The organism is Cupriavidus sp. H39 (genome assembly GCF_050271075.1).
In the GTDB taxonomy this organism is placed as follows: Bacteria; Pseudomonadota; Gammaproteobacteria; order Burkholderiales; family Burkholderiaceae; genus Cupriavidus; species Cupriavidus necator_B.
Window position 1 is genome coordinate 354,127 of sequence record NZ_CP189847.1, and the last position, 13,082, is coordinate 367,208.

Annotated in this window: 12 protein-coding genes and 2 pseudogenes; 9 read left to right on the top strand and 5 right to left on the bottom strand. The window is 58.6% G+C overall.

Annotation, left to right across the window (positions count from 1 at the left end):
- Positions 1-78 precede the first annotated feature (78 nt).
- Both ACOCMH_RS14075 and ACOCMH_RS14080 read right to left on the bottom strand, forming a co-directional pair.
- Positions 79-372, bottom strand: coding sequence for a hypothetical protein (locus ACOCMH_RS14075; RefSeq protein ID WP_427308923.1), 294 nt, complete (start codon positions 370-372; stop codon positions 79-81).
- Positions 373-684: 312 nt separating this feature from the next.
- Positions 685-1,032, bottom strand: a pseudogene (locus ACOCMH_RS14080) (cyclase family protein); the annotation flags it as partial.
- 330 nt (positions 1,033-1,362) lie between these two features.
- On the opposite strand from ACOCMH_RS14080, the gene ACOCMH_RS14085 reads away from it, so the two are divergent.
- From ACOCMH_RS14085 to ACOCMH_RS14100, 4 genes are all read left to right on the top strand, one after another.
- Positions 1,363-1,998, top strand: a complete 636-nt coding sequence (locus ACOCMH_RS14085) for a nitroreductase family protein (protein ID WP_427308924.1) — start codon at positions 1,363-1,365, stop codon at positions 1,996-1,998.
- A 185-nt stretch (positions 1,999-2,183) separates the two neighbouring features.
- Complete coding sequence (locus ACOCMH_RS14090; protein ID WP_427308926.1) at positions 2,184-2,729, top strand: carboxymuconolactone decarboxylase family protein; 546 nt, start codon at positions 2,184-2,186, stop codon at positions 2,727-2,729.
- Between the two features lie 141 nt (positions 2,730-2,870).
- The gene (locus tag ACOCMH_RS14095) at positions 2,871-3,569 is read left to right on the top strand and encodes a glutathione S-transferase N-terminal domain-containing protein (RefSeq protein ID WP_427309222.1); all 699 of its coding nucleotides are present in this window, start codon (positions 2,871-2,873) and stop codon (positions 3,567-3,569) included.
- A gap of 75 nt (positions 3,570-3,644) precedes the next feature.
- The gene (locus tag ACOCMH_RS14100; protein WP_427308928.1) at positions 3,645-4,115 is read left to right on the top strand and encodes a pyridoxamine 5'-phosphate oxidase family protein; all 471 of its coding nucleotides are present in this window, start codon (positions 3,645-3,647) and stop codon (positions 4,113-4,115) included.
- A 31-nt stretch (positions 4,116-4,146) separates the two neighbouring features.
- Here the strand turns inward: ACOCMH_RS14100 and ACOCMH_RS14105 are convergent, their stop codons facing one another.
- Entirely contained in the window at positions 4,147-4,359 is a 213-nt protein-coding gene (locus tag ACOCMH_RS14105) for a hypothetical protein (RefSeq protein ID WP_427309223.1), read from the bottom strand.
- 120 nt (positions 4,360-4,479) lie between these two features.
- Between ACOCMH_RS14105 and ACOCMH_RS14110 the strand changes: the two genes are divergently transcribed.
- Positions 4,480-5,436, top strand: a complete 957-nt coding sequence (locus tag ACOCMH_RS14110) for an AraC family transcriptional regulator (RefSeq protein WP_427308930.1) — start codon at positions 4,480-4,482, stop codon at positions 5,434-5,436.
- Between the two features lie 418 nt (positions 5,437-5,854).
- On the opposite strand, the gene ACOCMH_RS14115 is transcribed toward ACOCMH_RS14110, so the two are convergent.
- Positions 5,855-7,957: a TonB-dependent receptor family protein gene (locus tag ACOCMH_RS14115; RefSeq protein ID WP_427308932.1), complete on the bottom strand. Its 2,103-nt coding sequence runs from the start codon at positions 7,955-7,957 to the stop codon at positions 5,855-5,857.
- Positions 7,958-8,083: 126 nt separating this feature from the next.
- Between ACOCMH_RS14115 and ACOCMH_RS14120 the strand changes: the two are divergent.
- Both ACOCMH_RS14120 and ACOCMH_RS14125 read left to right on the top strand, forming a co-directional pair.
- Positions 8,084-8,902 (top strand): annotated as a pseudogene (locus ACOCMH_RS14120) (IS5 family transposase).
- 1 nt (position 8,903) lies between these two features.
- Positions 8,904-9,710, top strand: a complete 807-nt coding sequence (locus tag ACOCMH_RS14125) for a hypothetical protein (RefSeq protein WP_427308933.1) — start codon at positions 8,904-8,906, stop codon at positions 9,708-9,710.
- 127 nt (positions 9,711-9,837) lie between these two features.
- Here the strand turns inward: ACOCMH_RS14125 and ACOCMH_RS14130 are convergent, their stop codons facing one another.
- Entirely contained in the window at positions 9,838-10,503 is a 666-nt protein-coding gene (locus tag ACOCMH_RS14130) for a L,D-transpeptidase (protein WP_427308935.1), read from the bottom strand.
- A 1,188-nt stretch (positions 10,504-11,691) separates the two neighbouring features.
- Here ACOCMH_RS14130 and ACOCMH_RS14135 point away from each other — a divergent pair.
- Together ACOCMH_RS14135 and ACOCMH_RS14140 are read left to right on the top strand one after the other, a co-directional pair.
- Positions 11,692-12,537 carry a hypothetical protein gene (locus ACOCMH_RS14135; RefSeq protein ID WP_427308937.1) on the top strand — a complete coding sequence of 282 codons (846 nt, stop codon included), beginning with the start codon at positions 11,692-11,694 and terminating at the stop codon, positions 12,535-12,537.
- 219 nt (positions 12,538-12,756) lie between these two features.
- Positions 12,757-13,068 (top strand): hypothetical protein, encoded by a 312-nt coding sequence (locus tag ACOCMH_RS14140; protein WP_427308938.1) that lies wholly within the window; start codon positions 12,757-12,759, stop codon positions 13,066-13,068.
- The last annotated feature ends 14 nt before the right edge of the window (positions 13,069-13,082 follow it).

Here is a 13,082-nt window from a genome sequence, read left to right on the forward strand (position 1 = left end):
TGCTCGAGCTGCTGCTTGCGCTGGCAGCCGGCGGCGCGGCGTGGCGGCTCAGCGCGCGCCGCCGGTAGCGGGACGATCCTAGAGGGTGTAGCCCTGTTTAATGTACTGAAGCTTTGCACTGGCAAGGGCGTCCGCTCGAAGCTCTCCTGCCTTTTCCCACTCGTGGACAATCTCAAACGCTTCGAGCGGCCTTGAAATGCGGCCGATGTCATTCTTCACAAAGAAGGCGACGACCTCTTTTGGTCTTAGTCCCTGCTCGATGCCGAACTTGCGCAAGGCGACTCTGAGTTTCGGGTCGAGCGACTGTATCTTGATCCCGGCCGTCTCCATAGCCCAACTGTTGCGGCTGATTGCGAGCACATCTTTCAGCATCTCGAACTCCTGGATACCAAGAGGGAAGACCAACGCCCAGCTTCGGCGGTCGGCACCATATCAACGTTTGTCGACGGATGAAAGTTCTTCCCAATATGGTTGCGCTCCGGCGCAAGATCGGCAAGTAAAGGCATCGCAAGGCCGTCGTAAGGCCACACTAGCCTTGGGCACGAGAAAAATCCCGGCCACCAGACGACTCATGCCGAGGGTTAAGGTTCAATAAAGGTTTCCCCCTATATTAGCCTACGGGACGGCATTGCGAAGTGCCGGCGGAAGCGCGGCAGCGCGAGACCCCCTCGATGTGCTTGCGAACATGCTCAGCCGGGCTGTCCAAAGACAGTGGTGATGCAGCGGCAGCAACGGGTGCCGCTTGTCGCCGTCCGGCGTCGGGCGTGCGGGGTAGCGCTCCACCGCGTAGTTGTCGGCAATCAGCGCCGCGATGCCGGCGTCGGTGATCCAGTTCAGCAGCTTGTCATCGCGTCCATCGAGCGCGCAGCAGCTGTGGTGCAGCACGGCTTCATCGGGCTCGCGCTGCATCGACAGCACCACCTCGGCAAAGCCGGTGCGCAGCCGCAGCATGTCGCCGCGTTCGACTTCAACCTTGCCGGCGTCGAGTGCGTGCATCAGGTCGTCGTAGCCGACGTTGCGCAAGTCCATGCCCGAAGGTTTGCATGGTCGGAGTACCGGCGCGACAAGCTCTTGATGATGAAAAGCGATCAATGGCGCCCGCTCCTGCTGCCGCAGGAAATCTCGCGCTCCGGCGGGAAGCGATTTGGATCCGGCCCGGCATGTTCCAGATCTGGTGTCAGCGCATCCGGTATTCCAAGGAAAAGAATTGCTCGCGGCCTATGCGTCGGCCGCCCAATGTGGCGAGGTTGCCTGGTTGCGTTGATCCTTTTGAGCATCTTATTGAGTAAATAGAGTCTCGAAATATGTATCTGGCAGACCTAAAGTGGAGGCTCCTAACCACCTGATGAAAGAGTCATCCCCATGAGCAACGGAACCACCAGGGCCAATGCCGTCATCGAATGCATCCTGAGCCGCAGCGCGGCCAAGTACTACGACCGTGCCGCCACCTTGAGCGACGGCCAAATCCGCGAGCTGGTGCGAATCGGCACCAGCGCGCCGACATCCTTCCACATGCAGAACTGGCGCTTCATCGCCGTACGCACGGCCGCTGCCAAAGCTCGGCTGAGCCCGATCGCTTGGAACCAGCCCCCGATCACCGAAGCAGCCGTTACCTTCATCGTCTGCGGCCAGTTGGCCGATTCCAGCGTAATACCAGATCGCCTGGCGCCACTGGTGGAAGCGGGAGTCATGCCGGCAGAGATGGTGCCGGAATGGGAAATCCCCGCACGCAATCTGTATATGGAGTACCCGCAGCGACAGCGCGACGAGGCAGTACGCACCGCCACCTTCGGTGCGGCGGCGATGATCTACGCGGCCCGCTCGCTGGGCCTGGGTTCGACGCCGATGATTGGTTTCGATGCTGAAGCGGTGCACCGCGAGTTCGGACTGGCCGAAGACGAAGTGCCGGTCCTGCTGTTGTCCGTAGGAGCGGAGCGTCCCGGAAACTGGCCGCAGAAGCCGCGCCTGCCGGTGGCCGATGTGTTGGATTTGGTATAGGTGCGTCGCCGCGGCAGTGATCACGCCGAACGACTAAGCGGCTGCCAGTGAGAGGCAAACATAAGGTACCTCCCGCTTGAAGGCCCGACAGCTTCGACCCCAGACTTGGGCACGAAGTAAGCCGAGGGATGGTTCACACATGGACTTTCCCCAATTAGTGAAACCAGTAACTTACAGAGACTACGATGCCAAGAACCGCTGCTCTAAAGCCGGAACAGGTGCCGGCCGATTCAAAACCGAACCTCGATGCGTTCACCAAGAACATCGGGTTCACCCCAAATATGATGGCGACCTTCGCGCAGAGTCCCATCGCGTTCAACTCATGGGCAACCCTGCTTGGCTCCTTGAGCAAAGCGCTCGACGTGAAGACGCGTGACAGCATCGGCCTCGCTGTCTCCGAAGTGAATGGCTGCAACTACTGCCTGACAGTTCACAGCTTTACGGCCGAGCATATGGCCAAGCTGCCGGCCGATGAAATCATTCTCGCTCGGAAGGGCCATGCCAACGACCCGAAGCGCGACGCCGCCGTCCAGTTTGGGCGCAAAGTCATCGAGGCCCGCGGCAACGTTACTGACGCCGATCTGAAAGCCGTCCGCGAGGCAGGCTACACGGATGCGAACGTGATGGAGATAGTCGCGCTGGTGGCCATGTACTCCCTGACGAACTTCTTCAATAACGTGTTCGATCCCGAGAAGGACTTTCCCGCTGTTACGCCGGCTGGCTCGATCTGAACTCTATCTGGTTGCATAAACGCTCTCCAAGGATTCTGGAAGGTGTCATCTGATGCATCCCTTAACCCGAAAGCCCGGATACACCCAATGGAGATCCATCCGGGCTTTTTGTATGACCCGACAAGTCCCAGGAGAAAGAAGGTGACACTCGATCATCCAATTTTCACGCGCTGGCCGGTGCGGTACCCCGATCGGCTGCAACTCTTTTCCTTACCGACGCCCAACGGAGTGAAGGTCGGCATCATGCTGGAGGAGACAGGCCTTGCCTATGAGCCTCACCGCATCGACATCATGGTGAACGAGAACCACGATCCGGCCTTCCTCGCATTCAATCCCAATGGCAAGATTCCGGCTATCTACGATCCCGACGGGCCGAGCGGCCGCCCGCTGGCGTTGTTCGAATCGGGAGCGATCCTTATCTACCTCGCAGACAAGACCGGCCAGTTCCTCTCCACCGATCCCAACACGCGCTACGAAACGATCCAGTGGCTGATGTGGCAGATGGGCGGTGTCGGGCCGATGTTCGGCCAGGTCGGCTTCTTCAACAAATTTGCCGGCAAAGCCTATGAAGACAAGCGCCCGCGCGACCGCTATGCGACCGAATCAGCTCGGCTGCTCGGGGTCCTCGACGAGCGGCTCGCGGGCCGCGATTGGGTGATGGGCGCTGACTACAGCGTCGCCGATATTTCGCTGCTTGGATGGGTGCGAAACTTGATCGGCTTTTACGAAGCGCGTGAGCTCGTCGGTTTCGACCGCTTTCTTCATGTGCAGGCATGGCTCGATCGGGGCCTCGCGCGCCCAGCCGTTCAAAAGGGATTCAATATTCCGGCTCGCGACTAGCGTGCATGTAGATGGATACGGCACCGGCCGGCGGGCGCATGGATCTGCTCAAATTCTATACAAGCAAGGATATCTATGATTGAAATCACTGCCGACATGGAGGCGATCATCGAGCAGGCGATACTGTCGTTCGTCGCGACAGTCAACGAGGACGGAACGCCCAATCTTTCGCCGAAGGCGTCCTTGACGGTCACGAACGGCGTTCTCTACTTCGCCGATATCGCATCGCCCCGAACGATACTGAACTTGAGGCGTAATCCCGCCATCGAAATTAACGTAGTCGACATCTTCCAGAGACGGGGTTATCGATTCAAGGGCCGCGCGTTGATACTGTCGCCAGGCGATGGCGAGTATTTGATGATCGCCGACTGGGTCTGGGCGGTGAATGGCCCAGAGTATCCCGTCGATCACGTCGTCAAAATCGAAACCTCTTCGATCACTCCGTTGCTGTCTCCAGCCCATGTCTTTGCCCACCCTCCTCGAAGTCAAGACGAAATCAGGAGCACCTACTATCAAAAGTACGGTGTGAAGCCCATCGGAGCATAGGTGCAGGTCCCGCGAAGAACGGCATGCGGCTCTAGGACCGCATCGCTGATCGCCCTGGGTTCATCCAATACCGAAAACTATTTGCCTGACACGCTCGCGACGCGTCCGTGGTCAGGACCCTCGGCGCACCGTTGCCCTCAGTGATCCTGGCAAGGCAGCGGTAGATGGTTGCCGTCGAGCAGCCCGCCCGGTGCGTAACTTCTTCGACGGAGCCGCGCACGCGAAGCAATCCCTTGCCGTCCAGTTCCCTGGACGAGCTTGTGGGCTACGTGTCCGATCAGCTCGAGCACTGAAGCCATGTGGTTCGCGCAAACGGTGTGCAATCGCAATAAGATGCTTGATCGTCTCAAGTTCCCGAGGTCCTATGTCCCAAGTCGACTGGCTGAGCCAGCTCCTGCAAATGATCACCATCACTGGCCGGCTGGAGGTCCGTTGCGCCTACGGTGCGCCATGGCGTGTGGCCTGGCCTCAGTCCGCGGCGCACGAGATTCCCTACCATGTCGTGCTCAAGGGCCGGGCCATTATCGAGAGTCCGGAGACGCAGACGACCATGGAGCTGGTGGGAGGAGATATCGTGCTGTTGCCTCACGGGTCGGAGCACGTGCTGCACGATGGCAGCGGACATGCGCCGGGTCTTACCTACAATCGCCAAGGCTCTGCAGGATGGATGCTCAGCCAGAATAATGGCCGGGGCGAGCATCTGGACCTGTTGTGCGGGCGATTTTTCATCGAGCCACCCCATGATCGGCTGATTCGCAATTATCTACCAACGAATCTAGTGGTACGGGCCATGGACGGTCATGGTGAAGAGGCCATAGGGGCTGCTTCGAACCACCTGGCCAGTCTCGTGGGGCTGATGCGCATGGAGTCCACCAGCGACAAACTGGGCGGATATGCCATGCTCAACGCCCTTACCTCGGCGCTGTTCACACTGGTCCTGCGCGCAGCAAGCGAATCCGAGCAGGCGCCGGCAGGCTTGTTGGCGCTTGCCGGCCATCCGCGACTGGCTCCCGCCGTTTCAGCCATGTTCGCTGATCCGGCGCGACCCTGGAACCTGCCTGATCTGGCCGACTTGTGCAGCATGTCGCGCGCCACCTTCATGCGGCACTTTCAGGACAAGCTGGGGCGCTCGGCTATCGAATTGCTGACTGATATCCGGATGAGCCTGGCCGCCAACGAACTGAAGAAGCCGACGATGACCACCGAGGCCGTGGCCGACTCAATCGGGTATCGATCCGTGGCAGCGTTCCGGCGTGTGTTCACCGACACGATGGGGATGACGCCGGGGCAATGGCGCCGTCTGGCGCGCGAAGGCCAGTAATGCGGTTCGGTTTCGGTGTGCAGCCTTGGAAAAGGCGCTAGACACGCCGGCGCTGGGCGGACGGTCGCAAGCTGCGCGCCGCCCAGCTCGGCCCCCGGGGCCAGGCCCACAAGATCACGACGCAAAAAACAAAGCCCACCTTCAATCCGAACGCGCACCCGTAGGCGGTATCAATCACCGGCAGCTGCGGTAATTCGTCGCACAGCAGCAAGACATGAGTCGCATGTGGTGGACCCCCGCTTAACGGGCGAACGTTCAACGCTAATCCACATGGTCGGAGCAAGAATTCGAGCGTGGCACTGGCCGGGCATCCGTCCTTTACGAATAGCCAAAGCCTCATGGTCACTCCAGTCTGCTGGGGGATTGAGGACTGCGTACGCGTGTTGATGAGTGCTCCGACGAAGGGGCAGCTTGGCCCTCAGAATTTGTACTTCACCCCGGCATAAAAGGCGCGGCCCGTGCCAGGGTAGAAGACAGCAGCGTTGGCCGTTCTGGCATCGGCAACGGTGCTGAAATCGCTGATATAGCGCTTGTCGGACAGATTGCGCGCGTCCACGAACACGGTCAAACCACGCTGGAACTCATAGCTGGCCTGCAGGCCGACCAATACGTAAGCGGGTACCTTCAGTGTATTGGCGTAGTCGACATAGGCGCCGGTGGGGACCCAGTCGATCGTGCCCGCCACACGCAGCCCCGATGGCCGGCTGTAAGCCAATGTCGTACGCAGCACGTGGGTCGGCACGCCCGCGATACGATTATTGCCGTAGACCGGATCATTGTCGAAGCGGAAATCGCTGTAGTTCCAAAGCTGCGACACCGTGACCTTGTCCCCTGAGCTGCCGACGTTGCGCAGCACATCAGCGCTCACGCCCAGCTCGACCCCCTGTAGAATCGTCTTGTTCGCATTGAACGTCGAGGCAGGAACATCGGGGCTAACGGTGTATTGCAATAGTTGGTCCCGCACGAGCGAGCGGTACAGCGTCACATCCCATCCAAAGCGATCCTGCTGGCCGCGCGTGCCGGCCTCCAGCGTCCAGCCGTGTTGCGTGGCCAGTGGCACGAAACGCTGGGTCGTACCAATGGTCTGGTTCAGGTCCGTGAAGTCGGGGATATCGGCGCTGCGCGTGATATCGATGAAGGCCTGCACATCCTTCCTCGGCTCCCAGAGCACGCCAAACTTCGGATTGACGCCGCTGTACGTCGTGCTGTCCGATTTTGGGCGCGGGTTGGTGGGCAGTCCGCCAAAGTCCTGGTACTTCCGTCGATTACGGTATGCCTTGGCGCCGGCCATCAGCGCTACGGTGGGTACGACGTAAAGACGGTCCTCGATGTACGCTTCGTAGTTGTAGGCGTCCTGCGCGGCGTTCAGTGTCTGGGCTCCACGGTCGCCGTTCACGTTGACATACTGTCGTGCATCATTGTTGCCGCCGAAGAACCGCAGGCCGGCGATGACCTGGTTGCGCATGCCACCCACGCTGTAAGTGCCGGCGTAGCGCGGGGCAAAGCCGTATGTCCACGAATCCTGGTCGATCACCTGGAAGATCGGGTGGTACAGGTATTTGTGGATGACCCAGGTATTGAAATCCAGTTGCCCGTTGTCCAGCTTTACGCTGGTCACATTGGCGAGCCGTTCCGTGCGCGTATTGCGGGCCTGATCACCGGCCAGCGCACTGGCCGATGCCTTGCGCGGATCATTGAGCGCATCGTTCAACGTGAGTGCGCCGGGCAGTAACTGATCAACGATATACGCGCCGAAGTAAAAACGTGTCTCAACGGCGGGGCTGAAGCGGTAGCCGAAGTTCGCGTTTAGCTGCTCGTATTGGCCGCGTTCGTGGGCACGATAGCCTTCGGCGTGAGCGACGCTGAGGTTGGCCAGAAGGTCAAAGGCACCGATCTGCCGCGACACCTGGCCGTCGATCCGCGCAGTGCCAAACCTACCGCCATCGGCTCGCACCATGTTGGGTGCCTCGGCAGTCAACGCGGTGGGCGTGGTGAAGTTGATGGCGCCTCCCAGCGTGGTGCCGCCATAGGCCAGCCCGTTGCCGCCCTTGTAGATTTCTGCCGCCGACAGGGCAAGCGGGTCGATCTGGTAAAAATCGCCGCTACCATCGGCGAAATTGGTTGGCACCCCGTCCTGCAGGATTTCGATGCCGCGCGTGTGGAAGCCCCGCGCAATGCCCGAGCCGCGCACCGAGAGCCTCAGCTCCTGGCCATAGCGTTCCTGCACATAGACGCCGGGAACATCCTTAAGCACATCCCTCAGGTCGCTGGCATAGGTGTTCGAATACGACGCGGCATCGACGAATCCAACCGAACCGGCGGATTGAAACAGGGACTGCCGTTGATGGCCGATACCTGGCGCCGTGAGTGAACCTTGCGCTGTTGCCGTGGCGGTCACGGTTGGCAGCGTCGGAATGGTTGCTTCCGCTGTGGGCTCGCTGGACGGTTGTGCGAGTGCGGCGCCTGTAAGCGCGGCTGCCGGCAGTACAGCTACCCGGCGCCACGAATTGGCTCGTTTCATTGTTTTCCTCCCGGCGGACTTCCCGCATTCTGGGGCTAAGAAGCTGTTTCAAAAAGAGCAGTTGGGTACTGTTAACCGCAAGGCGAACCTGTTAACCTCGTCCGTTGTGACAACAGGACAGAGAGGATGGGCAAGCCGATCATCGACGACGAATTGTGGGCACTGATCGAACCGCTTCTGCCGCCAGCCAAGCCGCGGCGATTCCGGTATCCGGGTCGCATGCCGGTGTCGGACCGGGCCGCATTGACTGGCATCCTCTTCGTGCTGAGAAGCGGCATTCGCTGGAACGAACTCCCCAGCGAAATGGGCTGCGGCTCTGGCGTCAGTTGCTGGCGCCGGCTACGCGACTGGCAAAGCGCGGGGGTATGGGATCGCCTGCACGAGATCTTGCTTGCCAAGCTACGCGCAGCGGATCGCATCGATTTCTCGCGCGTCATCATCGACTCCTCTTCAGTTCGAGCGGTTGGGGCGGGCCAAAAACAGGACCGAACCCCACCGATCGCGCGCGACCCGGTTCCAAGCACCATGTCGCCACCGATGCCAACGGCACGCCGATCGCGGTCATCCTGACCGGCGCGAACCGCAACGACATTACCCAACTCCTGCCTCTGATCGACGCGATTCCCGCTATCCGGGGATGTCGAGGTCGACCTTTGCGCAAGCGTGGCCGAATCTACGCCGACCGCGCGTACGATCACGACACGTATCGTCGACCGCTTCATGCTGCCGGCATCCCAACTTCGATCGCGCGGCGTGGCCAGCCCCACGGCAGTGGACTCGGCAAGATCCGCTGGGGTCGTCGAGCGCACTCATGCCTGGCTTCACGCATTCCGCCGTCTGCGCACCCGCTTCGAGCGTCGCGCCGACATTCATGAAGGTTTCCTCAAGCTGGCCTGTTGCCTCATTTGCTGGCGCACCCTTCAGCGCGAGGAAAGTTCATTTTGAAATGAGTTCTAAGGAGGCGGCGGTCTCTTTCTTTCAGCAGTTTCAAGCGCACCTCGTCAGCATCTCGGTCCGCCAGCGAATCGCTATCGTGGTACCCGACGGCCTGCGTGAAGCGGTTGACGCTCAGTTTCTATTGCCTGATGGCGAGTCTATCCTAAGGGCATCTTCATGGCCGAAGACGTCAATCCTGCCAAAGATGGTCGACAGCACCGGGGCGTGGCTGTACCCAGAACATGACTGCGTGTTGTTGGCACCCGTCTTCAGTGTTAAGCCCACATATCAACTTGCCGTGAAAGATATTGTTGGCGCCCTAGAAGAATCCGTGGCGTCTACATCCTTTACGAGCGCCCCTCAGTCACTTCTGCTGTTCGCGGCCGCCAACTATACGCATGCTGCGCAATCTACGCAGTGGGTCTGGAGCTTCCTGTTGGCCCTTATGACTTTGGATATGCTTGCCGCCGGCGCCAGAGGAAAGAAGAAGGAGGCGGTGGTGTTGCTAGTGCAGAAGTATTGCGCACCAGGTGTATCGATCAATCCAAGGCTTGATCTCTTCACAGATCCCCATGACTGCAAATCTAAGGTGGCGGGCATGTACGATCTGCGATCCCAGTACATACACGAAGGTCACGTACCAGCCAACAAGCAGGGATTGCCATCTTTTTTTGATGCTCACAAAACTGCGCTGCAGTCACTTGCGCACATCATTCAAGAGAAGCATTGGCGGCAAGTGAGCATATTGCAGTCGGTTTCCGACGAGAGGAAGGGTTGCGATGATCATTACTTGACGGCTCGATTTCGCATACCCTAAAAGCATGCCGTTAGTTTCAAGATCTTGCGCGCCATGTCGAGGTTCGGACTCTGCTCGAGCCGTCGACGATGGTGACAATTGTGTATAACCGCATGCCTTGACACAGGTCCGCCGTACCAAATAGCTCTTACCAAGGGTACGAGATGACGATCCGCGTGGGCTTGCTCACCCAATCATAGAACTGTTTAGCATTGCCAGGCGCAAGATGAATGCATCCCGCTGAAGGGCCTTCGTTGTCTTTTAGGTTATCCGCGCCTTCATGGATATAAATTCCACGGGCTCCCATTATGAGCACGGCGTAAGTCATATCGACTTGAAATTCGTTGCTGTACTTCTTTTCGAATTTGTCGACACCCATGGTGGCGGTTACGGTCAGATCTTTCGTGTACGCAATCGACGGTGATCCGAGGCACGGAAAGATCGTACCATTGAAATTGAGTGTTCCCTCGCCGTTGAGCTTGAAGTCCACTGAAGCGCGCTGCGTGGCGAGCAGTGTAGCGCGCAGCGGGGCGAAAAGGTCAGCGGCGTTCCCAGGTGTCAACCGAAGTACCGAAGCAGAGGCGGTGATCTCGACAAGGTAAAGCGGCGCGCCTGACGTGTCTGTACCTAGCAGGGGCTTGTAATTTGCAACGTCTGCTTTGGCGACCCGATAAGCTGACAAGCCATCGGATACAGGGCGAAGTACGAAATAGTCGCCGTCCTCAAACATTGCCGCCTGCAATGTCACAGAGGGCGAGCGCGCTTCGAGCTTCACGAATTCGTCGAGAGAAAACGGCCTCAGGATGTCTGTCATGGTCGTACCTTTTGTTCAACTTTGCCGGAGCGGGAAATCGAAGCATAGGAAGAAAATAAAACTATTGCCTCATCCATTAGTATAAATAATTTTTTTATTCAATCCATGGGGCTATTCATCAGTCCAAAACGTCCAGCCATTTCCACCGACCCACGGTTAGCCTTCACCTCGCAGATATGCGTCCCACATCTCTCACGTTTGTAAAGAGGTTTGCCTTATCCATGCCGGTCGACGCCTGGCGGGTTGCTCGCAATATAAACACAGACAATGACGCCCCCTTCGCCCCAGTTCCATCACTGGGCTCTTAATCCTAATACGGACGTCACCGCCTCCTTGCCCAGCAGCGTTACACGCTTCCAGGGCCGAGGCTCTCCACCTGAATTTCTCCCTCATCTTCAATAGTACATCGCAGGCGAGAAGCTCAGCTTGTTGGTATACATTGCACCAAAATCAAAGCTCTCGTAAACGGGGTATCGAGGGCCGACGGGGGCTTGGCAAATACGTGGACTTTACTAGTCGTCGTGGCGGCTATCCATCGCTTGCCCCGTCTCCGTTCCCCTTCATTAGCGCGATATAAAAATATTAACATCAGATATAAAACGTTTAGGATCAACTCATCCTTCTGGAGGATGAGTGCCCTCTCAGCTTCGCGTCTACCCTTATGTAGGAAGACTCCATATCCACGATTTGTTGAGCCAGAGGAAGACCTCGAAATCGTCCCGGTTTGCCGCTATCAGTTCCCATGCTGGATTTTCAACAAACGCGGCATTGGTTCAGCGGCCAAGCGAGAACGTTCGTAGGTGCGCCACAACGCTATCGCGTGGAGTAATCAGTACGAGCCGTCTAGCAGTCTGTTGAAAGTGGCGCCGGAGTAAACAAGGTCCGCCTCGCACTGCGGCAAATCATCGGTCGGTTGCACGGAGATCCTTCTAAAACAGTGCCTCAGTTCATCTTGATGGGGTTTTTTCAACAGCCTGCTAGCTTTGGCTATCCCCGGAACAGAATCATTAATAGCGTATGGATGTTGCTTTAAAGGCGCTTTCGTCGCCGATTATGCGAAACATCGGCTGAGGATTATTCGAGTCTGTTCGTAGAAAACACCCCTATTGCGCCACCGCACCATCGGCGCCGATGCTGTGAACGACTCCGCCACTTATGAGAAGGGCCAACAATAATAAGGAGCGCGTTATGCGACACTTGCTGGGTAGGAGCAAGCGGGTCGAAGACCATGTTCAAGCCACCTACAAAAGCCTGCGGCTCGGCCTAGCGGTGCTGGCAATTGCCCTCCCTGTGCTGCTATGGGCCGTCGGCGCGGGCCTCTATGGCTACGGCCTCACCCCGCTGAGTTCGACGAGCGCCTATTATTTCGCCGCCACGGCGGCACAGTGCAGCCTATTCCCCTTGCGCACCCTCTTCGTGGGTTTCCTGTGCGCGATTAGTGTGGGCCTGTACCTCTACAAGGGCTTCAGCTGGCAGGAGAATCTTGCGCTGAACGCCGCAGGCATCTGCGGTGCGTGCGTGGCCATTTTTCCCGAGCGACTCGGCTCGGACGATGCTGCCCTGTTCGCCGCCTGCCCGGACCTCGCGGCGGTGGCCGCGGCCCAGCGGGGATCACTGCCCGTCCACTACCTGGCCGCTGTCCTGATGTTCGGGTGCCTTGCCTATGTGGGAATCTTTCGCGCCAATGACATGCTTAGATACCTGCCGTTGCAGAAAGACCTTGCGGCCCGTGAGCGTAGGAAGCGTCGCTATGCGCGAACCTACCGTACGATCGGCGGCCTGATGGTGGCGTTTCCGGTCGTCGGATTTGTCCTGAGCTGGGTGATGGACCTCGGGCACACGGTCGTGTTCTGGGTCGAGGCGGCTGGTATCTGGACTTTTGCGTGGTACTGGGTGGCAAAAAGCAAGCAGATGGCTAGATCGACCCGAGGCGAGCGGGAAGTGGCCGCGAAGATGACTGCCGACAGGGTGACAGCCAACACGAGCGTGGCGCTGGATGGCCCACCGTCGCTAGGACGTGAGGAGGCCGGCTAGTTGCGGCTTGGCAGGTCCACATTGGACGTTATCGGCGAGGAAAGATAGCTGCGGCGGGCTTCAGGCTGAAGGTAGATGCCGAACGCAGTTAGGCGGCAATTCAATGCGTACAACCTCGCGAGCCCGAGGCCCCGGCAAATAGGCAGTCCCCTTGCACCAGACCAAGCCATCCGCCAGGCCGCTCACACTCGCATCGTGTATTGGGAGGCATGAGAGAAGATGAAGATCTTTGATTTCGTCCATGCAAGGCCGGCCCGGGAATCTGTAATCTCCACTCCTATCAAGTCGAAGTCGTCTTTTTACAAAACTCTGTCCGACGCGTGGAGTGGCCACTCATGGGTATCCAAAGCTGATGCAGGCGCGGCATTTGATCAGGCGCAGGATACCTTCCGCATGATCGATCCCGACGAATTAACAAATAAGTCACGACTTGGTGGATTCCTTAAAGTCGTCGACATCACCAGATGGCGGATCGCGACCTACGGTTCTCGGCCTAACGGAAATTTGTTGCTCTACGCTCGCCCCGACTAAGCTCGCCGAATAAC

Bases quoted from the DNA above. Each gene is read 5' to 3' on its own strand.
- ACOCMH_RS14140 (WP_427308938.1), top strand. From the start codon at position 12,757: ATGAAGATCTTTGATTTCGTCCATGCAAGGCCGGCCCGGGAATCTGTA.
- ACOCMH_RS14115 (WP_427308932.1), bottom strand. From the start codon at position 7,957: ATGAAACGAGCCAATTCGTGGCGCCGGGTAGCTGTACTGCCGGCAGCC.
- ACOCMH_RS14100 (WP_427308928.1), top strand. From the start codon at position 3,645: ATGATTGAAATCACTGCCGACATGGAGGCGATCATCGAGCAGGCGATA.
- ACOCMH_RS14090 (WP_427308926.1), top strand. From the start codon at position 2,184: ATGCCAAGAACCGCTGCTCTAAAGCCGGAACAGGTGCCGGCCGATTCA.
- ACOCMH_RS14075 (WP_427308923.1), bottom strand. From the start codon at position 372: ATGCTGAAAGATGTGCTCGCAATCAGCCGCAACAGTTGGGCTATGGAG.
- ACOCMH_RS14125 (WP_427308933.1), top strand. From the start codon at position 8,904: ATGAGTTCTAAGGAGGCGGCGGTCTCTTTCTTTCAGCAGTTTCAAGCG.
- ACOCMH_RS14135 (WP_427308937.1), top strand. From the start codon at position 11,692: ATGCGACACTTGCTGGGTAGGAGCAAGCGGGTCGAAGACCATGTTCAA.
- ACOCMH_RS14110 (WP_427308930.1), top strand. From the start codon at position 4,480: ATGTCCCAAGTCGACTGGCTGAGCCAGCTCCTGCAAATGATCACCATC.
- ACOCMH_RS14085 (WP_427308924.1), top strand. From the start codon at position 1,363: ATGAGCAACGGAACCACCAGGGCCAATGCCGTCATCGAATGCATCCTG.
- ACOCMH_RS14130 (WP_427308935.1), bottom strand. From the start codon at position 10,503: ATGACAGACATCCTGAGGCCGTTTTCTCTCGACGAATTCGTGAAGCTC.